The organism is Paenibacillus sp. MT124 (genome assembly GCF_058792755.1).
Genome location: NZ_CM179500.1, coordinates 5,670,927 through 5,692,736, shown reverse-complemented (window position 1 = coordinate 5,692,736; position 21,810 = coordinate 5,670,927). Strand labels below are relative to the sequence as shown.

The 21,810-nt window shown below is 41.3% G+C and carries 14 protein-coding genes and 1 pseudogene; 9 read left to right on the top strand and 6 right to left on the bottom strand.

All coding sequences use genetic code 11. The features are described from left to right. Positions 1-94: 94 nt before the first annotated feature. Positions 95-2,260 (bottom strand): hypothetical protein, encoded by a 2,166-nt coding sequence (locus tag AC3RCI_RS25755; protein ID WP_492526923.1) that lies wholly within the window; start codon positions 2,258-2,260, stop codon positions 95-97. Positions 2,261-2,916: 656 nt separating this feature from the next. Between AC3RCI_RS25755 and AC3RCI_RS25750 the strand changes: the two are divergent. The 6 genes and pseudogenes from AC3RCI_RS25750 to AC3RCI_RS25725 all read left to right on the top strand — a co-directional run. Then, positions 2,917-3,450, top strand: a pseudogene (locus AC3RCI_RS25750) (transposase); the annotation flags it as partial. Between the two features lie 1,250 nt (positions 3,451-4,700). Further along, complete coding sequence (locus AC3RCI_RS25745; protein ID WP_492526921.1) at positions 4,701-6,203, top strand: TIGR02677 family protein; 1,503 nt, start codon at positions 4,701-4,703, stop codon at positions 6,201-6,203. Next, entirely contained in the window at positions 6,196-7,404 is a 1,209-nt protein-coding gene (locus AC3RCI_RS25740; RefSeq protein ID WP_492526919.1) for a DUF2398 family protein, read from the top strand. The genes AC3RCI_RS25745 and AC3RCI_RS25740 overlap by 8 nt, the downstream gene beginning before the upstream one ends. Continuing rightward, the gene (locus AC3RCI_RS25735; RefSeq protein ID WP_492526917.1) at positions 7,370-11,395 is read left to right on the top strand and encodes a TIGR02680 family protein; all 4,026 of its coding nucleotides are present in this window, start codon (positions 7,370-7,372) and stop codon (positions 11,393-11,395) included. Before AC3RCI_RS25740 ends, AC3RCI_RS25735 begins: the two co-directional genes overlap by 35 nt. A gap of 82 nt (positions 11,396-11,477) precedes the next feature. Further along, entirely contained in the window at positions 11,478-13,601 is a 2,124-nt protein-coding gene (locus tag AC3RCI_RS25730) for a protein kinase domain-containing protein (RefSeq protein ID WP_492526915.1), read from the top strand. Positions 13,602-14,016: 415 nt separating this feature from the next. Next, a complete protein-coding gene (locus tag AC3RCI_RS25725; protein ID WP_492530017.1) occupies positions 14,017-14,532 on the top strand; it encodes a cysteine hydrolase family protein in 516 nt (171 codons plus the stop codon). A 323-nt stretch (positions 14,533-14,855) separates the two neighbouring features. Here AC3RCI_RS25725 and AC3RCI_RS25720 read toward each other — a convergent pair whose 3' ends face one another. Next, positions 14,856-15,506, bottom strand: a complete 651-nt coding sequence (locus AC3RCI_RS25720; RefSeq protein ID WP_492526912.1) for a nitroreductase family protein — start codon at positions 15,504-15,506, stop codon at positions 14,856-14,858. Positions 15,507-15,626: 120 nt separating this feature from the next. Between AC3RCI_RS25720 and AC3RCI_RS25715 the strand changes: the two genes are divergently transcribed. After that, a complete protein-coding gene (locus AC3RCI_RS25715; protein WP_183526259.1) occupies positions 15,627-15,992 on the top strand; it encodes a MerR family transcriptional regulator in 366 nt (121 codons plus the stop codon). 11 nt (positions 15,993-16,003) lie between these two features. Here AC3RCI_RS25715 and AC3RCI_RS25710 read toward each other — a convergent pair whose 3' ends face one another. Then, complete coding sequence (locus AC3RCI_RS25710) at positions 16,004-16,981, bottom strand: helix-turn-helix transcriptional regulator (protein ID WP_492530015.1); 978 nt, start codon at positions 16,979-16,981, stop codon at positions 16,004-16,006. A 92-nt stretch (positions 16,982-17,073) separates the two neighbouring features. On the opposite strand from AC3RCI_RS25710, the gene AC3RCI_RS25705 reads away from it, so the two are divergent. Both AC3RCI_RS25705 and AC3RCI_RS25700 read left to right on the top strand, forming a co-directional pair. Further along, entirely contained in the window at positions 17,074-17,517 is a 444-nt protein-coding gene (locus tag AC3RCI_RS25705) for a VOC family protein (RefSeq protein WP_354481340.1), read from the top strand. A 532-nt stretch (positions 17,518-18,049) separates the two neighbouring features. Next, a complete protein-coding gene (locus AC3RCI_RS25700; protein WP_492526910.1) occupies positions 18,050-18,643 on the top strand; it encodes a TetR/AcrR family transcriptional regulator in 594 nt (197 codons plus the stop codon). Between the two features lie 136 nt (positions 18,644-18,779). Here the strand turns inward: AC3RCI_RS25700 and AC3RCI_RS25695 are convergent, their stop codons facing one another. The 3 genes from AC3RCI_RS25695 to AC3RCI_RS25685 form a co-directional block, all read right to left on the bottom strand. Then, entirely contained in the window at positions 18,780-20,723 is a 1,944-nt protein-coding gene (locus AC3RCI_RS25695) for an NAD(P)/FAD-dependent oxidoreductase (protein WP_492526908.1), read from the bottom strand. A 172-nt stretch (positions 20,724-20,895) separates the two neighbouring features. Continuing rightward, complete coding sequence (locus AC3RCI_RS25690) at positions 20,896-21,024, bottom strand: hypothetical protein (protein WP_492472868.1); 129 nt, start codon at positions 21,022-21,024, stop codon at positions 20,896-20,898. 4 nt (positions 21,025-21,028) lie between these two features. Further along, on the bottom strand, positions 21,029-21,808 hold the full coding sequence (locus AC3RCI_RS25685) for a PHP domain-containing protein (RefSeq protein WP_336783900.1): 780 nt from the start codon (positions 21,806-21,808) through the stop codon (positions 21,029-21,031). Positions 21,809-21,810: the final 2 nt, after the last annotated feature.

Genomic DNA, 21,810 nt, shown 5'->3' with positions numbered 1-21,810 from the left:
TTCAGTTCTCGTTGCTATTTATAATATATAGATTATCAAAATCAAATCGCACAGAGGGTGCAATCCTATTGGATGCACCCTCTATTATTGTAGACTAATTTAGTACATAGAAAAGTTTGTTGAATTCCTTGGATAACTCATCATTAAGCACAGTCAAAATAGTTTGATAGAAATCATGTGCTTGATATAACTTCTTATACTCGCTCAACATATTGTAAACTCCTTGTGATGCATCTTCGTACGCCCTGCCTTCTCTAAACGCATTTTCTACAGAATCTTTTATATTGGGCTCTAAATAGCTTAAACGACGAATGGATCTTGACATAGCTCTATTAAATCTCCATTTAGCATCACCTGAAAAGTTCCTATAGAAAAACATTCGTAAAGAATCCCTTAGGTTACTGTCGTTCAACGGACTTTGAGCGAGCCCAAGCGCGTTAAGTAGGGAGGTTGTACTTTTATCAGTAAAGCTAATATTATGGTAATTGATTTGGCAAGTTTCCTTTGACCAATCACGATTTATAGCTTTTTGGACATCACCATCGATATAAATACTGATTCGACCGTTTTGAATAGCTCGTGACACAAATTTGACCCCTGTTTGAACGGATTGCTGAAAAGCATATGCCGTATTCCAGTGAAGCCAATGTTGGAATTGGTATGATTCACTCATCCTTGCGATATCATGGGCCGCTTCTTTGGCATAATCAGCAGAAAAAAGATTAACATTAAAATGTTGAAAGTTATCTTGAAGTGAAACTGACTTGAAGAATATAGGCACTTCAAAGGAAGAAAAAATTTGCTTCTGTAAACTGGTTATTATTTCTACTAGAAATTTCAAAGAAGTGTTGCTGTCCAAAAGTTCTTTAAACTTAATTGTCAGTTCTTTAGCGAGCTCCTTAAGATCAGGTGAAATTTCTTCAGAATCGTTTTCATCAGAGAATTTTCCGATGTTTTCAAGATCTTCAATGTATGACTTCACTTTTTTGTAGTGATGTGTGACACATTTCGCGCTATCAGCCGAGAAGTCTTGTTGGGCTTGTAATTCCAGAGCCTTAAGTGAGTTATAGATTGCCTCCATCTTTTTTACAAAGCCAGGTTTGTCGTAATCGGCATCGGATGTAGGGGTAACCATTTCGTCAGATCTTGTAATACCGACATGAATCTGAATTCTATTATTCCGAATTTGCCGCCCTTCTTCATTTTGATTAGAAAAAAGCCTTTGCATTGAACGAGTTGTGTGATCTGCTGCAGTCACTGGAAGCATCACCCAAATCCCGTCAATATCACGGTTAAGCGCGGTTTTGAGCCTCAACTTCATGCTAAATTCATTTGGATTTGAATCTTGAGTTAGGCCAGCTGTATCTATAATAACCAATCGAAATGGAAGTTCTTTTGGCCAGTTTGCAAACTGCTTAATTTTTTTTAAAACATCAAGCAATTGCTGACTCAGGCCGTGAGCTATTTCATAATGCTCTACAATGAGAGAGAAGGGTTCTGCAGGATCCAACAATCGTTTCAAATGTTCTTTATCCAATGATCCGTTACTTAAATCAATTTCACAAGTTGCCAGCCGGTCTGACCAACACTCTTTCACAGGAATTGCATTCTTTAGCTTGTTCATAACCGTTGTTTCAACATGTTCTACAAACTGAGCTGTAGGGCTATTTAACTTTTTAAATTCTTGGTCCCATCTTGTTGCTAATTCGTTACTGAAGTGAAGAAGTCTAGCTTCTTTTCTCTCTTTATCAGATTTCATCTTTGCTATGGCAGAGTCAATATCTGACGTATTGAAATTCTCAAACAAAGAAAGTACACAGGCCTGGACTAGATGAATGAATGTATCTGACCGAAGTTTCTCTAAACGAACAGCTCCACTAACTTCTGTAAGAAGAATTTCCACGAATTTTCCGGTGGATACATAATTAATTATTGCTGATAAGGGGACACCCACACTGTTGGAGTTGGAAACAAAATTTCGGAGAACATACTCTACAGCCTTAAAGAGGGCGTCAGAGTCGAATTTGCTTTTCAAGGTAACTTGCAACTTTATAAAATTACAACTATGCTCTTCGCTACCAAAAAAATGCGTGGGTATGATCGTGTGTTGCCCTTTAGAAGAACCGATAATACTACTAAGTACCTCTTGAAGTAATTTTGCCATCGTTTGGTAAACGGCAGTGCTTTTTGTTGCTGTTGACGGTCCAATCATTGCTAGATGTGGAACGCCTCTCGTGCTAGGGTAAGTGGTTGCTTTCATACACATTCCTCCAATCTCATTATAAATAACAATGATTGTGGAAAATGGCACCAAAAAAGATGCCTCATCTAAAAGGTGGGCATCTCGAAATACAAGTTATCGATGCCGCTTAGATTTACAACCATATAGGGTGGCAAACCTTAAACCGCAAGATGCTATCGTCATATAGACAACACACCTTCCACTGCTTCAATATAGTTGATCGCAGCTTAGTTGTCAATTATAAACATGGAATTAAATGTATTTCTGGAAATGTGAGTACTCAAAACCAGTTGAAAAGCTTATTTTTCTTAAGACATTCCCAGATTAATTAACGGTATAGTTAGCCGTTAATGTTGTTGCAACACTAATATTAAACAGAGGTTGGGCAAATATACTCAAACAAAACGAAGAATAGGCTAAAGCAATACTTAGAGTGTATCAAAATAAAATCATTATTGTGATGTTATTTAGTTTTGGTGTGAGGATGATTAATATTTGTAATTGGATAGCAGCAATTGAGGCGATTGGTAATGGTGCGTTAATGTTAGCGATTTGTTTAATGGGAAGAAAGATAGATGGATGTATGAAGGAACATTATGAGTTTTAGGAGTTTCCTACATCCTTTATCTCAAACAGGTACATATTTAAGATTAGAGTGAAGGTTTATTTTGATATCCAAAATTAGATATTTGCAAGGCATCCGGCAGTCGCTCAAAGACTTCGCTTCCTACATCTCGAAAACGGATACCGATCTGGTGACCATCGGCTCTTCCGATTATCGGGTATATCGCTATGAAGGCAAGCTCAATGTCGTGGAAAACGCCGCTTTGCTTCTATGTTGGAAAGATGGAGAAGGCTTTGATCCTAAGCACATGAAGGCTTTTCTAAGTACGGATGTTTCCCTAGATAATGAAGAAATATTGGGCTATTACAGCAAGCGCTGGGCGATTGAAATTTATTTTCGTACGGCGAAAGTTCAGCTGTCCATGGATCGTTACCAGGTTCGCTCGGTTCAGGCGATTGACCGTTACTTGACCCTGCTTCTATTTGCTGCGCTGTGTTGTGCGTATCGTAGCCATGGAAGCTTGATCGAGGGGATACATGGCTACCGCCAGCAGAAAAAGCATGACATGATTGAATATATCTTCAACCAAGCTCAGCACGGGGCGACACTAGAGCAAATTAAAACGCGACTCAGAGTCGCATAGGGAAACTGTCAGGTTTTTAACTTACAAATATTTGAAGCGATTATTGGCAAGTACAGATATTTAAACAAGGAGTCCGACATATTAAGTTGGGCTCCTTTTTTGAATTTTGAAAATACATTGTATGTCTTATTGAGTTGTAAAGTAAGTATCGAAATGAACATTCCAGAAAGCTGTAGAACATTTCTTTCTTCAGGGAGAACAATAGTGAGAATTATTTATTAACTACTTAGTGAATGAGAAGAGGAATAAGTACATTAGCAAATCAATTTTCAATTTCTCAATAACTTTATAGTGTGTATAATATGAGAATTTTTGTGAATAAAGTAGGATTTTTTTGCATGATGTCGAATTTTTACAGTAAGGATGCAAACATATAGTTCGTTGTACATAGAGGTACAGTGAGGTGTCTATGGATAAGATTGTTGAGCTAATTGAGTTAGGGTATGAGTGCGAATTTTTGGAGTTTAAAGAAAGGTAATACCATAAAGACAAAAGTATGGATTTCCTCATGGATATAATGGCAATGGCCAATTTTCGGCATAATGGAGATAAATTCATTATTATTGGAATCAAGGATCGACCAGAAGGCAAGGAGATAAAAGGAATTGATCCAAAAGAATTTATAGACTCATCTAATTGGCCTTAAATAATATCGAGCCCGAAATACAGTTTGATTATTTCAAATACGAATATAAGGGTCTGGTGTTAGGTATTTTAAAAATTTACGAAACAGACAATAAGCCATATATGATGAGAAAGAATTTCAGTGGATTGAAAGAAGGATTATGCTGAATTTTGGGTAACGAGAAACGAATGTTTGTTCTGTAATTAAGCGAGGATACTTTGAAAGAAGATTTGTGTCAGTGGATAATCGAAGATCAACCGCTTTTAAAAGCTACAGCTGAATTGGAGATGAACATGAGAAATGGGTTCATGACCTGGTCAAGCCTTGCGTTCTGATAGCAGCGGAGTTGAAGCTAGCTTTAATAAATTTGGAGCTTTATGATAAAACAGTGAATTTAATTTAAATCAGATGATGGTCAATGCAATAAAGAATAACTATTATTTGATAGACAACCGAGAATGATATGGTATGAACTGGAGCCGGAGTTAAGCCGATGAGAGAGAACAATTCGGTGGCAGTTACTTCTTAATCAATCAGTGATTGGAATGCCTACGAGACATCTTTCATTCTTAAAGTGGAAATAGTGTGTAACAATAGAATAGGTAAATCTTTAAAGGAGAATCATATGAGTCTTTTTAATAGATTGGAACAATTCACTTATTTGGTTGCAAACCAACGGACTGATCGCTATCGGCCTATTGCCCGCGTTTTGTATGAACATCATCGTACGTTTAGGAGCATGCTCACAACAGAAGATATTTACACCGCTTTAAGGCAAATGGATGAATTTGTTGAACGGTTCCCCTATTATTCAATCGAGGATTTGGAGATGGACCTTGGTGCGATGAAAGAGTGGGGGAATATCGAGATATCTCAACAAGAAAATGTAAAATATGCGGCGTATGAAGATTTCAAGCGAAAAAAACACTTGATTCGAGCCACCGACGCACTTATAGATGTTGAAGAAATGATCGCAACGATGGAGCGACGGGCAAATCGAGTAAGGGGGTCGCTAGAGAAGAATTTAGCAGCCCGTATTATCGAAGAACTCGATCGATTCAAAAGTGCAACGACAAAAGAACCATCCGAATTATACAACCTTTGGAACGAAATCATGGGACGACACGATCGATTGCGCATTGATACGTCGGATTACCTCTCACATGTGAACAGCAATGACATGGAAGCGGCTTATCTTTCAGATCAGTTCCTCGAGCATAAGAATAAATTTGTTAGCTACCTGGACGAATTCGTTCGTGATATTCAAAAACAGCAAGTCCGCATCCTAGAAAAGCTGATGTCCATTTCTAATGATTACATTGAAGCTGTAATTTACTTAATTGTAGATTACGAGATCAATCGGATTCAACTTCCTACCTTAGTAGACACAAATCAAGAAGAGCGCATGGAGTTGCACAAAAAGCAGTGGAAATCGATGTTTAATTGGTTTGCCAATGAAAGTTCCCAAGAGGGCGGGTACTACTATTTGATGGAGCAAACTAAAAGCGCAATAAGCAAAATCCTTCGTCTATCTAGACAAGTGAGTGATCGGCTTTTCCATTACACCAACCGAAAGCATGATTACTTACATCTTGCGACGCTATTTTTTAAGGCCAATGATGATGAAGAATGTAAAGAATTGTTTGGCTATGTAAAGGGAATTGGTCCCGCTTCACAAATGATTATCACCGACATACAGACGTCAGATAGTGAAACCAAGACTGTATGGGAATTGCCTGCGGAGCAGATCGAACTAATTCCCCGTAAAAAGAGAGATTTTGTTAAGCGAGTTAAATCGATTCTGCTTGAAGACCCACTCGAGCGCCAACGAATTGAAATGGAACATAAAGAGCAAGAAGAACGATTGCGAAGAGAAATGGAAGCGATCTCTGTGAATGGGCGAATTCGAATTCGAGACTTGGATGAAATCAGCCCTGCGTTAAGGGAAACTTTGTTGTACATGGAAACCGAAGGCTTACGCAATCATGATATTGCTTATTTGCCTGATGGTCGTGAATTTCGTGCATTTGTCGCTACTGAAAACCGCATTAAGATGAAGTGTACAGATGGAGAACTTACCATGGATGACATTGAAATAGTGTTTGAGGATGGTGTTGCAGGTGAGTAACACTGAGGCCCTAACTGAAGAGATTCAAACCCTGGTCTTTTTGCTCTGGTCCGAAGAGTGGGTCTATAGCGAACATAAGCCTGAATTATACTATCGCATTCGAAGTTACGAGCACAAACTAAAAGCTGTTTTTCGGGACTGGTTCCATTACCCTATCTATATGGGAGAAGGCTATGTTCGTTTGATTAAACGCCCCGAACGGGGAGTGCTCGACCCTAACCCTACGCACTCATTGAAATACAAAGTGGATTTTGTTTTATATGCATGTGTATTAGCGTTCATGGAAGAGAAGAGCGAGGATCAACAATTTGTACTGCGTGAGTTGCTTGAAAACATAAAAGCGTACTATCCTGGTGGGCCAGATGCCATTTCGTGGTCCGATCATGGGATACGTACAAGTCTAATTCGCGTAATTAAAACGTTGGAACAAGAGCGGCTTCTTCTCATGTTCGACCGAACCATTGACCACTTTCGAGACAGTGAAGATTATGATTTACTTATGCAAGTCTCCAATGGGCTTAGACACGCGATTCGTCAGACTCGTGTGCCGTTTTCCGAATTCGGCAGCATGATCCTTCTTAGAGAGGCGCTTCATCATGAAGAAATTGAAGAAGGCATGATGTGTGAACAGCAAATTTGGAGACGTTTATTTGCAAAGGGTTGCCTGTTTTTATCCGAATTATCACAAGATGAAGTGATTTATGTGGAAAGACATGGCCTCCGTATGCAGCAAAAGCTGGAGGAAGTATTTCAAGGGGTATTTCTAGAGCGGTATGCCTCCACCTGGATTCTAGTCCATGACAAACCCAGAGAAGGGAAGAGTGTTTATCCCGCATATAACACACATTCACATCTCGTCACTGCGATAGGGACTCATTTACGTGATCTGCTTGATCAAGGCGAAAATTGGTTGAATCACCGAGGCTATGTTGTGCTTCATTCCAAAGATGCTTTCAATCTTTTTGTTTCGGTCCGTAGAGCGAATCAGGACCATTTAGCGAAGTCCAGTTTGTCTGATCGAGCGCTATGGGAAGAGGTTGCCGACTATATGAAGCAACTGGGTCTGTTGAAGGTAGTAAACAATGAATGGATTTTTAGTGATGCATTAGGCCGTGTGGCAGGTGAAATTGTCGAAGAAGAAGTATCGCCAAAGGAGGAAGTTAAGCATGCGCTGGAAACCGACCAGAATTGGTTATTTTAATGTTTGGTATCATGCCGATACTGAAATTGAATTATCGGACGGAAAACTGTTTATTCGCGGTGATAATGCTAGCGGGAAGACAATAGCCTCGACTTTGATGCTGCCCTTGCTCCTTGATGGGAATTACAACCCTTCCCGCCTTGATCCTCAAAAGCGCACTGATCGTTTGTTGATTGATCTTCATCTTGGTGAAGAAGCGGTCAATCAAAAGAATGATGGAAATGGATATCTTTACATGGAATTTCGTAAGGAAGAGCAGCTCATAACCATTGGTATGGGCCTTTCTGGTGTGCGCAAGTCAAGAGATTTAAAGACCTGGTATTTTATTTTGACAAATGGAAAGCAGATCGGGAAAGACTTGTTACTATACGACCAAACAAGGGAGGGGAAGGTTCCGCTTGATTATCGTGATTTTTGTGATCGTTTCAAAGGAGCATTCATTACAGAAAATAAAGACAAATACGCGAAAGAGGTCAATCGGCTGTTGTTCGGTTTTCAAAATATGCATACCTTCCACATGTATATCAAGCTATTAATTGAACTGCGGCCGCCGAAAATTAGCAAAGATGTTGGGCCTAGCATTATTAATACAAGTTTGACCGACGCGCTCCCAGAGTTATCTGATAACGATTTGGAGTCGCTAACGAATATTGTAACAAAAATTACTGAGCAAGATGAACTCTTAACTAAAACAACATCTGAAGTAGAAGCATTGAAAAAGCTGAGCGCAGCCTATGAGACTTACCAATTTGCTCTGTTCTTCGAGTTTGCCGAGCATGTTTCTCGTGCCTCTCAACTGCTCAAAGATGAGCAAAGTCGCCTTACTATAAGAGAAAATGACTTGCAAGAGATGACTCAAACACAATCAGATACGAAAAAGAGAATCGAAGAATCAGAGCAACAAATTACAGCACTTGGATTAACTGTTAATGCGCTTAAAGAAGCTCATCAGGATGTCTTCGAAGCTGAAAAAAAGAAGCGGGAAATGGAAAGTCAGTTTGGTCAAGTCAAAGAAAAGTTAGGCCAAAAGGGAACCCAACTTCGCAATTCTAGGGCGGATGTTCACAAGAATGAACAAGCCGTCGATGAGGGAGTTCAGGATGAACTGCAAGTCAGGGATGAGGTCCAAGGAATTCTCGATTACTTGAAAGAGTATGAAACGTCGATCAAGTTTGACTATCACGATCGGTTTGTTAGTCAATTCTCAATGACGGTAGATCAGATTAGTTTAATTGCGTCATGGAAAGAAGAAATTGATCGTCATATTACAAGACTGAAAGAAATTGAAAAAAATTTACATATATATAAAGAAAGGGAATCTAAAACTATACAAAAACAAAACGAGTTTGAAAACAAACTTGAGGCATACAAGGCTTCGATTGTAAAAATTGACTCATTGTACAAGCGGCTTCAGAAGTGCAGAGTCGAGTTGTTTGAACGCATCGAAAGTTGGTCAACTGATTACCACATATCGATTGAAACACGAGAATGGGAAGCATTGCAGGGGGGGTTAGAGGATTTATATGAACATAGTGAAGACGAGGAAAAGTTTTATTCTTGGCAGCAAGATATTTTAGAGTGCCGGGAAAAACCATTTAAATTTCAAAAAAAGGAAGCCGAGTACCATATTCAGCGGTTAACCAGTGAAATCAAAAAAGTTCAAGACGAATATGAGAAGGTTGTGTCAGCACCGTTTTTGGAACCTCCTGAGCAGAACGAGGAGAGACTACAATGGAGTTGCCTTGATGAGCTTCAAATCCCGTATATCCGTTTTTTCGAAGCCGTTGAGTTCAAGGAAACCGTATCAAATCATATCCGAAAAAGTGTCGAGTCCATCATTCAACGTTCCGGACTGCTCCAAGCAGTCATTGTACCTGAGGAATATGAGGCAAAGGCGAGTGGTCAAGCGGTTGTACTTCGCACACTAACGCCAAAAAACAAGCATCTGGGCGATCTGATGGAGCCTGTTCCTAATGATAGAATCGATGCAAAAACTATTGAGCGTGTTCTGCAGGGAATTTCGATTGAAGAAAATCAAGAAGGGTACATCGGCGAGGATGGCGTTTTCCGTAGCGGATTCCTAGAAGGAACTGCGCCTGTATGCAGTGAGACGTATGTCGGTCTTCGGGCTCGAGAAGAGGCTCGTCAACGGATGCTGCTTGCTCTTCGAAGGCAACTAGATGAATTAAAGCAGCATTTGTCGAATCAAAACCACGAACTACGAGCGGCACAGACCGAGATCGATGAACTACACCGAACATGGATGCAGCTCCCTTCCACTCAAGAAATTAAGGACGTTTATCGGGAGCATGATGCAGAAAAACGAGATGCTAAACGTCGGGAGTCGGAAAAAGACGAAGCATATACGCATTATGAGTCAATTCGACAAGAAACCCTTAATGTTCGAAATCAGGTTATGCGTTTAATTGGAGATATGGATATCCCACTTCGACTGGACATTTGCAGCCATACCCTCGAACAATGCGAGAAATATAAAGAGGAAATTATGGTATTAGGCACGTTTGTTCAAAAACGAATGGAAGTGGAGAAGAGGGTTGGCCAATCCAGAAGACATCTGTATTCTTTGAATTCCATTGTAGAGAATTATCAAGAGGAATATGATGAAATAATGTACGAATATTCGAAGTTTGAGAAGACCATTCAGCACATGCAAGAAGCTATGGATTCAAACTCTGATGTGTTTAAACAAATCGAGAAAGCGAACCAGCAGCTTATCGATGCTGAAGATAGTAAGCGGCAAGCAGAAAAGGTATTGAGCCTGCTCCTGCCCCAAATAGATCAGAGAAAAGAAGAAATTGAAAAACTTAAACTAGCTGTTTTACAAGCCTCGGAAAGGGAGAGCGTGTGGTATAAAGAATTTCGTAAGCTCCAAACCATAAATAGTCCCTTTTCTGCTTACTCGGCTAATCAAATATTAGGTCAGGACCGTACAGAGGCGCTCAGACGTGAAGATGCTCTTGTTTGCCTTTTAGATGTGGAAAAAGAGGTGCGAGAAGATCTTGAAGACTACCGTCTACGTCGCCAACAAGAACAACCCTGGAACGCGGAAAGTGAAGTGAAAGAGAAAATCGGAAGAACCAATGTAGACGCGCTAAATCGACTAACTTCATATTTTACACTGAGTTTGCAGAGTAATAGCGCGGTTCCATGTTCACCGCTGGAGTTGCTTCAGGAATTATCTGATATTGAACTTAAGTTAAAACAAAATATTGGGGATAAAGAAAAAGAATTGTTTACAGATATTATCATTAATGAGATCGGACGTACAATCCAGGTTCGAATTTACGAAGCTGGACAATGGGTTAATGATATAAACAAAAGGTTCCACGAGTTCGAGGGACTTCGGATTCATTTGGACTGGAATGCGAAAGATGCTGTAGAAGATGATACATTAAAGACAAAACAACTTGTGGAACTGTTAAGTCGTAACAGTAGATTTATCGATCCTTCCGATCTTGAAAAAGTTGCAACTCATTTCCGTGCGCGCATCGAAGCCGTACAACAACGAACAAAAAAAGATTTTAGAATGACCAGACTGGAAGCCTACAAAGAGGTTCTAGATTACCGGAAATGGTTTGTATTTGAAACGAAAGTTGATAAAGGTGCGGGATTAGAAGTAGTCGGAAACCGCAATTTTGGGAGATACAGCAATGGTCAAAAAGCGATTATTTTATATATGCCACTGCTTGCGGCAATCGACGCAATCCTTATGAGTGCATCAAATACAGCACCAAGGTTAATCACGCTCGATGAGGCATTTGCGGGAGTCGATTCCAAAAATAAAGAGAAAATGTTCAACATGATTCAAGACTTTGATTTTGAATACATTATGAATTCGTATGATTTGTGGGGCTGCTATGGGAGTGTAAAATCACTTTCGATCGTCACAATTTTGCGGCAACCATCTTCTCCACATATGGGTTTCCGTCGTTATCATTGGAACGGGAAGAGACAAGTGGAAGTAGAGTGAACAAAATGGAATTTTGTTTCGAAGGCTAGAGTTAAAAACGCTGTTGAATCTATAGCAATAGAGCTATCAAGGAAGTGTATTTATGGAATCTTCATTAGAGGAACTGGTTCAGATTTTTCGAAATGAGAAAGAATTTAGGGATATACTTACACTTTTCAAGGAAAAATACCGGAGTCGTGGGAAAATTGTCAAGGGAACCAAAGTTGTCCTTAGCGATCTATCACTATACCATCTGCAAACGTTAGAAGAATTTTTTGGTGAGATATACAGAGACGGCAAGCCAATCCCGATTACTGCAGCAAAGTTTGAGAAAGCTATTATGAAAACAAAATATAAGGATTCATTTGAAGGTCTGGATTTGAACGATCTTCTACAATTATACTTTTTAGGCAACTTAACGTCCAAAAGTGAAGATAAACAAAACTTTGAAAAAAAGAAAGAGCTGTTTTTTCAAAGTTTTTTGAATCTCACTAAAAAAGAAGACCCCTTCTATAGGTTTGTTTCATTCATATCAAGCTATCAAAACGCACCATTTATTCATTTGATGTATAAGAACAAGCCCAATTCACTTAGACAATTACTTAACCTAGCAAAAGAAATTTATGACAATTTACCTTTAGGTAACGATATCTTTTTACCTTTATTTTCTCATAATCTTACAGGTGATTTTTATGCTCTATCTCCTAATTCCGATGGTGGTAAGATGATGTTGTTTGCATTACAAGTTTTAAATCACTTGGATAAGGGTAAAGACATTATTTTAAAACCTGATAAAGAGCAGATTACACATATCTTACAGGGGTATCGTATTTTATTCTGTCCGCAGTCCAATAGATTAGCTCGTCGTTTGTGGACGTTAGAAGACAAAAATGGAGAAGTACAAAAAAATCATCTAATTCCATTGAAGAAAATTGGGTTCGGAGGGTTTGCTGAAGTATACAGAGTTTTTGATTTGATTAAAAAGAAAGAAATGGCATGTAAAGTACTCTTAGAGAAGTCAGTGTTCATTCAAGAATATGGAAAGGATGGGGAGGACTACTTACTGCGCTTTAAAAGAGAGGTCAGACTTTTACGAGAAAAGATATCTCATGATAATATTATAGAAGTTGATAAAATAAAACTCGATAAAGAGCCCTTTCTATTTACAATGCCATTAGCGGAAACTTCCTTAGAGAAGTGGTTAGAATTAAACCCTGTTGTGCCGGAGGAAATAAAAATACGCATATTTAAAGATGTACTTTGCGGCGTTTCTTATCTACATAATAATTTTAAAATAAATCATAGGGATCTAGCCCCGCATAATATTTTGATATTTTCCAGCAGTGACGGGACTATAGTGGCGAAGATTGCTGATTTTGGTCTGGCGAAAGATGACCAATCGCTTTCTTCAATTACTAGACATTCTAACGTATCATATGGAAGAGATGCGTTTACTGCTCCAGAGCAAAAGGAAAGTTTGAAAAATGCGGATTTTCTTTCTGATATTTATTCGCTAGGTGCCATACTGTATTTCATGTTTAGTGGAGAATCACGCGAGCGAGGATTTAGATCGCTTACTAAATATCAACCTATTGTTGGAAAGGCAATGGAAGAGGAGCGTTCTAAAAGGTATCAAACAGTTCAAGAGTTAATGGATGATTTTAACAAAATTTTGGATCAAAGTGAATATTTATTTGATAGTTTACGGACTTATGAATTCCACGATTTTTCTTTTGATGTAAAGCAAGTATTAAAATATATGTCTGCCGTAAAGATTGAAGAGTCGCAAGAAGCTGTTGGGAAATTCGTTAGATCTTTCTTATCGATACCTATTGACGTTCTCATGGAATGTGCAAAACATGAAACGATAATGGTGCCATTTATACAAATAGCAAAAATGAATATTATCGGATTGATAGACTGTGATGAAGGGGTATGGAGTCAACTTTCAGAGCATTTGAATGTAATTTATATATCATCACGAAGTCTTGTAGCGCAGATAGCTACATTAAACTTGATATTGGTAGCTGCATTAGAAAAGAAGGTGCCTTCAGCCCAAGCCATACTGGTTGATGTTATGAGTAATTTGGCTGGTCAGGATAAACTATCTCAAGAGATAGCACATATAATTGAAAAGGATTTTCTAAATTCTCATGATTTATTAATCAGCCTTTTGAAGGATATTCTGTATCCATCTGATATACGTTTCGTTTTAAATGATTACTAAAAACGAGCGAACTCAACGACCAGGGACGACATACACAAAGCACATAGTATTTTTTGCTGATATCTCATACAGCGTGCGTTAGAAAATGTGAAACTCATTTGGAAGAAAAGTTTTCAACTTTCTTTTCATGGTAATTCCTGGTGGTTCCAGACTTTCTATTTTTCATTTTTATCAAGTACTGTGGCAATTCCAACAAAATCAATAAAATTAGTTCATGACTTTTTTATCACCCGACAGATATAGTTAAGAGTAGTGAATGGTATTTATGAAATTCTAAAATAATGTAATAGTTAGTAAAAAAGATGATATGACTTGGTCATATCATCTTTTTTTGTTATCCAGTATACTAAGCATAAGTTTTTTCATCATCCGATCAATGTAAATAAACATATTCCAAGATGAAAGAGGTAAAATGATGGCGACTTGTGCAGATGTATTAATCGTGATCGATCTACAAAATGGCGTATGTACCAGTGGTGAGAATTATTTATATGAGTTGCCGAATTTACTCGATAGAGTCAATCGGAGAATTGCTATTTATAGAGAATTAGATAAACCCATCATTTTTGTTCAGCATGGTGATGAAGAATTAGTGCCTGGAGAGGAGCCATGGGCTATTCATTCCGATCTGGATGTCCAAGAGCAAGACTTTTTTGTGCGGAAAATACATGCAAATTCATTTTATAACACAAACCTGAAAAGCCTTCTTGACCAATTCACTGTAAACCGTATCGAGTTTTGCGGAGCGCAAACCGAATATTGTATGGATGCAACGATTAAATTCGCTCATGGGCTGGGGTACGAAAACTACATGATACGTAATGCAACCTCTACTTTAGATAATCGATGGATGTCTGCAAAAGAGACCATTTCCTTTTATGAACACATATGGGGAGATAGATTTTTGAATTGGATAGATGATGAATTGTAGATGTCAATTTGAGAATCATAGAAAAACGCCCCATATATAATCACTACGTGAGCATTGATCAGCCAAGTTTAAAAGATCTGTATTCGTTAATGACATTAATCTAAGTAATTGTAATGTAGTAAAGGGTCCTGATGGCATTAAATACTGTCATAGGACCCTTTTTGTTATCCAGCAATAAGCCGTTTTTCTCTGTTTGAATATCAGTGCATGCTGTTTAAGTTTTTAAGGTTTGGCAGGTCAGTTAAAGCTCCTAATATAGCTTTGAGACAAACGTACTATCTTACGGAGGCCATCCTCCTGTCACTCTTGTGAACAGCTTTTGATTATGCCCAAGTGGTGATCGTATCAACCGGAAGGCGATAGGAAGGATGTCCATCTTTGACAGCTTTGCCTATGGAAATCAGCATCACGGGTTGGAAACGTTCTTTGTCCAGGCCAAAGACTTCAGCAATTCGGTCTTTATCATAACCGGCCATGGGATTGGTATCATACCCGTGGGCACGGGCAATGAGCATGAGCTGCATACTAATAAGGCCAGAGTCAATGAGATTCATGTCACGCAGCTCGGATGGGCTCATGCCTGCATAATAAGGTTTGGCCTGCTGCATCTGCATTTCCTTGATGTCCTGCGGCATGTATCCCAATTCGACTGATTTACTAAAAATCTCGTCCATATATGCTACGTTCTCGGCATCGTAAAATACAGCAATAACTGCTGATGAGGTAAGAGCCTGTGTTTGGTTGAAAGAGGCCAGTGGGGCAAGCTTCTCTTTTCCTTCAGCACTGTCAATAACAAGGAAACGCCAGGGCTGCATGTTAATGGCAGAGGGGGCCCGGGAAGCCTTCGCCAATATCTCACTCAATTCCTCACGGCTGATTTTCACCTCGGGGTTGTAAACTTTAACGGAACGACGTTCCAGGACGATGTTATCAAAATCATTTGTTCTGTTAGATTGGCCAGTAGTTGTATCCATATCGTTATCTCTCCTCGATCATATTTGCGTGATTGGATTTAGTCTTTCATCCGACTCACTATGAGGAGTGTAAACTATGAAGTATACTTTATAGCAAGAGCACGAAGAGGGGCGATCCATATGAAAATTAGTGAAGTAGCAAAACAAGTAAACCTTCCTATATCAACGATCCGTTACTATGAAAAGATGGGGATTATCACGGATGAGTATGTTCTTAGAGACCAGAATAACTACCGGGTATATGATTCAGGCATCGTGCAGCATCTGGATGTGGTGAAGCAAAGCTTGGCTGTTGGCTTTACGATTCAGGATATTCAATCCATGATCTCCAAAGCCGGATTTTCACGAAATGAACAGAGAAGCATTCTTCAGGATAAGATATCCGAAATTGAAGAAATACAGAAGAAGCTGGAACACGCTAAACAAAATCTGTACGACATCCTTGAGACGGATATTACTTGTGAGGATGGATTCGGAAAGTATTAGATCACTTCAAATCAAACATGCTCCAGTAAATCCAGATAATATTGTCTCAGTGCTTCCTTCAAGCTGGCTGGCTTTATGATCTGAATGGTTTTGCCATAGCCCGCAAGGTAACGAATGATAAATTCAAGCTCATGAGGTTCATACGAACCAACAAGATAGGTCTGTTCCGCATACACTTCGAGTTTCATGGATGGAAAGTGTTCCTGGTGAAATAGCTCCATTCCCACTTCATTGATGCGGCATTGAAAGGGGATGGCTTGTTCGGATGGCTTCCAGAGCGAGTGGGCATCCTGGAGATTCAACTCCTTGATATGATCCAAAGGCTCGATATCCGTTAGTTGGGGTGATGATATTCGGTCACATCGGAATACGCGGTACGCTTGCTTGTGCAGGTCATATGCCTGGCAATACCAATAGCCTCTCATCGCATAGAGGGCAATGGGCTGGATGGTGCGGACATTGGAGCTGGTTACGTTTGAAGATGAGCTTTTGGTATGTCTGCTCGTGCGAACATTTTGATAAACAATCTGTATCACTGTATTCTGTACGGCGGACATCAATAGAAACTCCAGGTTCTCACTATCCTTAATTTGCTCCGTATGTTTGAACGAAACCCGATGCTGTATGTTCTGGATTACCAGACGCTGCTTATCGGATAACGCGCTTATGAATTTCTCATGAATCGAACGGAAGGTAGCCTGAAAGGGCAGGTTAGAGAAACTCCGAAGGGCCTGTATGGCAAAATAAAGGGCATGAAGCTCTCCCGTGTTAAACGATATGGGGGGCAGCTGCATCTGTTGAAGCAGACGATACCCGCCGTACCTCCCGTATTCGGCATAGATGGGTGCACCAAGTTCTTCCAATGAGGCGATATCTCTTATCGCGGTTCGTTTGGAGATCTGAAACTCCTGCATGAGATCCTGCAGGGTAAACTGCTGCTTTTGATTGATAAAGCGCAGCATCTGGTTCATGCGTTCTGATTTTTTCATCATAAAGAAACCTTTCAATGGTGCCATGTATTGGCACCTTTTGTTGTTATGATGATAAGTGTAATCCAATTGAACCAAGGAGGCAAACGATAATGAATTTTGAAGTGATCCCATTTTTGTCGATGAACGGGGATGCGGCAGCAGCGATAGCATTTTATGAGAAGGTTTTGGGGGCCAAAGTGCTTTTTAAGAAAAGTTATAAAGAGATGAAGGAAATGAATCCAGGCTTCGAATACCCTGCTGGCCAAGATGAATATATTACACATTCGGTACTGGAGATTGGGGTAAACAAGATCATGATTGCAGAGGAGGCAATGGATCCGGAGAGACCTTGGCAGCTCGGAAACAGTACATCGCTATGTATTCAATCCAAGGACAAAAGTACGATGGATCAGCTGTATACCTCTCTTGTACAACATGAGGACGTGAAAGTGCTCGTGCCTTACGAACAAAATGAATTTAGCCCAGGTTATGGGATTGTGCGTGATCCGTTCGGCATTGCGATTCAGCTCTGTGTGACCGTGCACGATTTCTAAACATAAAATCAAGGATGAGGGCTGCTCGCCCGGTTCAATAGAATATCATCAAAAGCAATAAAAAAAGAAGAACCATTGGCAACCATACCAATGTTTTCTTCTTTCTTTGTTTTCCCAAATAGGATTGTTCCTGTAATCTGAAGATGGCCTGATCATCGCGGAATACAGGAGCCTATCTTCTTTTTACTCATTTACTATGTAACTGTGACGCCCTGAGCTTCATCATTTTTTTCACTGAAAATCAAAGCCCGTGCAGCGAGCATCAAAATGAGAGAGACAGCCCGCTGACAGGAGAACTCAATGAGCTCACTGCCGAACAGCCCCGTCGCACAAATCGCCTACTCAATACAAGAAAAATGAGCATTCAGAACGTGTCGATCTAACAGAAACGTAAACTTAACGCTGTAGGCATATGGAGAGTAAATACCTTGCTCTACTTCATTAACTCATCATGGTGATGTTATGTATAATTAGAGGAAGGCCTAACGTCAGAAGCAGGCAAGTGTAAATAGTGAGGGGGCAGGGGACTGGATTGCGAAAACAAGGACTTATCGGGAAAGAGAGCAGACGGCGACTATTGGAAGCTGCGACACAGGAATTCGCGTTAAATGGATTCTATCAAGCGAAAATAAGCTCCATCGTTGCCCGTGCAGGGGTAACGCAGCCTGCGTTTTATCTTTATTTTGAGAGCAAGGAAGCAGCTTTTGCAGAGCTGATCGATGGTTTTCGAAATGGACTAATCCAGGTCGTCCGGGATAGTCATATCGAGGCAGGGAAGAACAGGGACGATCTCAAGGAAGCCGTCGTGGAATCATTGAGTCAGATCTACCGTTATCTCGGGGAGAATCCGGCGCTGACCCGGATCGGGCTGTATCAGTCCGCGGAGTCGGTGAGAATCAAAGCCGAAATAGCGGGATTGATGGAACAAAATTTGATTGCAGAACAACAAGCCGGATATTACAGGCATGATCTGGATACGGTATTCTTCGCCGAAGCTTTGCTGGCCATCGTGGAGCGGTTAACACTGATCAAGCTGCTGCCGGGGCACGAAACGCCATCCAAGCTTGCTCAGATCACGCAGGATCTGTTTTTCTACGGAATTTTGGACACGAAGCATCGGGAATAAAATTCTATTGAATGAGATATGCAGACATCCAGGCGTTTGAATGGATTATTGTTTGGCATTTGAATGATAATCTAATACGATAACACCAAGAGCCAGACTCCGTATTTATCGAAGTCTGGCTCTATTCGAGCTACGGTTAGACTGCGCTCGCAGCATAAAAACCAGAGCGCACGGCAGTACCTACTTTACCAATTTGGACGCAATCGCCGATAAGGCTGGTTTTGGATTCGAACTTGGCTCGAATCTGCTCGGCTATGGTTGTATTTTTTCTCATACCAAAAGCATTAATCATCGTATCTGCCTCAATAAACACCTTGGAACCCTCCGCATTCTCCGCATATAAACCATTGGCTTCAAAGGAAAGGACTTTGTGCCCTCCGAGTATGGTCACCCCGTGACTTTCCAGCATGGGCATCAGAGCTGCCCGATTAATGTACATCACTTCTTGTCCCGCTTCCGGACGCATCTCCACAATCGTCACTTTTTTGCCTTCCATGGCCAGCTCAAGTCCCAGGTCACATCCTGTTAAACCGCCGCCCGTGATGACAATCTGTTCGCCGCGAACAAGTTCCTTCTTCAAATGCGCCTCAATTGCCCCGATGACATGATCACTATGAATACCGGGGATTGGGGGGATAAGAGGTACAGCCCCTGCCCCAATGAAAATGTGATCGGCAAATTGGAGCGCTGGATCATCAGGTGTGATCTCATGGTTCAGATAAATATGCACATGAAGCTGCTTTAACTGCCGTTCATACCAGCCAATCAAGGCACGCAGCTGACCTTTGAATTCCGGCGTAGCCGCACTGGTTACCTGTCCGCCAATTCCTGCCTCTTTCTCATACAAAGTAACCTCATGACCTTTGAGTGCAGCTACACGGGCTGCTTCAAGTCCGGATGGACCGCCGCCTACAACGACAATTTTCTTCGGTGTCTCCGCAGGTTCTATGGTAAATCGCTTTTCATTCGCGGCCTGAATATTAACCGCACAGCTGATTTTGGTATTGCGCTCAATTATGCGACCGATACACTCCTCGTTACAACGAATACACGGACGGATATCTTCACGCATATTATTGCGCAGCTTGTTCGGAAGCTCGGCATCGGCGATGAGCGCACGGCCGAACATGACAAAATCGGCATCGCCGGACGCTATTAACCGTACTGCACTCTCGGGAGTATGGCTGCCCGAGTTCAGGATGGGAATGTTCACTGCTTGCCGGGCAGGTGCACACATGTAGTCCATACATGCATCACCCAGATAGGCTGGCGGGAAAATGTAATCGATTCTCTCGTAGGAGCCTGCATCGATATCAATGGCGTCCACGCCAGCACGTTCCAGAATCTGAAGCATCTCCAGACTATCCTCAACCGTACGGCCGCCTTCAAAGCGATGATCCAGCGCGATTCGGAACAAGATAGGCATGTTAGGACCTACTGCCTTGCGAATCGCCTGAACAATCTCAACCGCAAATCGCATGCGCTTCTCGGTACTGCCTCCATATTCATCTTCGCGTTTGTTCCAGATGGGGGACATGAACTGGTCTATCAGATAACCGGCATGGGCATGAATCTCGATCCCATCGAATCCTGCCCGTTTCAGCCTGGCAGCTGAATCTGCAAATTGATCCATGATCGTTTGAATTTCCTCCACGGTGAGTGGATGACATAGAACCTCCGGATTATAGATGGCAGGGATGGCCGAGGCGGATACCGGGGGCTTGCCTGAACGATCTGGCAGTGCATTACGCCCGGTTCCGCAGCTTAACTGAGCGATAATCCGGGTACCGTAACGCTGCACCGCATCCACAAGATCGGTAAGCATTGGCACGACATAATCTTTTTCAACGATGCCTTCCAATACACCCTGCGCCAAATCTTCGGTCAGAAATTGTGCACCTAGGATGATCATGCCTGCGCCACCTTTGGCACGTTCTTCATAGTAATCAATCTCTTCGAGTGAGATTCGGCCATCGGGACCGGCAGAGTTGGTCCCCATGGGAGACATGACTATTCGATTTTTCACTTCCATGCTTCCGATGTGGAAGGGGGTGAACAGCTTTTCATAAGGATGACTCATGTTCATATACCTCCTGTTGTTCTGGTTGGTGGACTTGATCAATAAATGAATTCTAGAAATTTCACTGAAATAGGTTACTGGTGAGTAATATAATGGATAAGCTCATGGTAATCCTTTTGCATGATATTAAAAGTGAAAAAAATCACAAATCCAACCATTATCTAAGATGGTGTCAACCAGTCAGTGCTGCTTGCCGCACTAATCCTAGATGAATTAGAGGGACGAGGGCAGATGGTCTCAAGGGACGGTAGATAAAAAAAGCCCGCAGGAATGTTTCCAGCAGGCCCAATGTATAATCCAAGCAATTAAACCTCCTGCAAGCTGGCGGCTTCGAGCTTGGCAAGACGTTTCATGACTTTCTTCAGCATCACCGAGGCTTTGACGCGAAGAGGAAGATCAGGGGAAATTTCAAGGGTGTACTGCCCGGTAGCGATAAGCTCTTTCAGTTCGGCAACAGAGGCACAAGGACGGTCCAATACATTAAATACACTACCGTATTGCAGACATTGGTGCGTATCACTTCCGGCCGTTACGGGTTTGCCAAGGGACTGGGCGAACGTCTCAACCTGACTGCGGCAGGTCTGGATACCGGTTTTGTACATATCTTTGGCGTTCAGGTCGAACGCGTCCAGTCGCCCGAGCAGAGCTCGATCCAGTTTATACAGGGGAGTGGATTCCCTGAAAGGATGTGCACCAATTTTGAACAGGGGCCAGGCCTCGGCCAGATCAAGCAGGTCGGCAAAGGGAATAAATGACCCCTTGGCTGTATAATTTTCCAGGCCGGCACGAACGGCAAGGATATGCTCTTTTTGACCGATGAGCAAAATATGTCCAGTTTCCTGAATGTCCACTTCCATCCCGGGAAAAATGCGCAGTCCGTCCGCGTCATAATATTCTCCGTTGTAGGGGTAGAGACGATCCAGCGTCTCATAAACATCGTAGAAGTGGCGGGTGTTGAAATGTTCGGTAAGCGCGAGGGCATCCAGTCCGCTGGCCTTGGCCTCGGCGACCATTTCAGTGAAGTAGTCGACAGAGAAATCAGAGTTTTTGGATAATTTGCCGTGAGTATGAAGATCAATACGCATGT

What these genes read in the sequence shown, in the direction of transcription:
- AC3RCI_RS25755 (WP_492526923.1), bottom strand. Translation starts at nt 2,260, where the DNA reads ATGAAAGCAACCACTTACCCTAGCACGAGAGGCGTTCCACATCTAGCA.
- AC3RCI_RS25745 (WP_492526921.1), top strand. Translation starts at nt 4,701, where the DNA reads ATGAGTCTTTTTAATAGATTGGAACAATTCACTTATTTGGTTGCAAAC.
- AC3RCI_RS25735 (WP_492526917.1), top strand. Translation starts at nt 7,370, where the DNA reads ATGCGCTGGAAACCGACCAGAATTGGTTATTTTAATGTTTGGTATCAT.
- AC3RCI_RS25730 (WP_492526915.1), top strand. Translation starts at nt 11,478, where the DNA reads ATGGAATCTTCATTAGAGGAACTGGTTCAGATTTTTCGAAATGAGAAA.
- AC3RCI_RS25725 (WP_492530017.1), top strand. Translation starts at nt 14,017, where the DNA reads ATGGCGACTTGTGCAGATGTATTAATCGTGATCGATCTACAAAATGGC.
- AC3RCI_RS25720 (WP_492526912.1), bottom strand. Translation starts at nt 15,506, where the DNA reads ATGGATACAACTACTGGCCAATCTAACAGAACAAATGATTTTGATAAC.
- AC3RCI_RS25715 (WP_183526259.1), top strand. Translation starts at nt 15,627, where the DNA reads ATGAAAATTAGTGAAGTAGCAAAACAAGTAAACCTTCCTATATCAACG.
- AC3RCI_RS25710 (WP_492530015.1), bottom strand. Translation starts at nt 16,981, where the DNA reads ATGAAAAAATCAGAACGCATGAACCAGATGCTGCGCTTTATCAATCAA.
- AC3RCI_RS25705 (WP_354481340.1), top strand. Translation starts at nt 17,074, where the DNA reads ATGAATTTTGAAGTGATCCCATTTTTGTCGATGAACGGGGATGCGGCA.
- AC3RCI_RS25695 (WP_492526908.1), bottom strand. Translation starts at nt 20,723, where the DNA reads ATGAGTCATCCTTATGAAAAGCTGTTCACCCCCTTCCACATCGGAAGC.
- AC3RCI_RS25685 (WP_336783900.1), bottom strand. Translation starts at nt 21,808, where the DNA reads ATGCGTATTGATCTTCATACTCACGGCAAATTATCCAAAAACTCTGAT.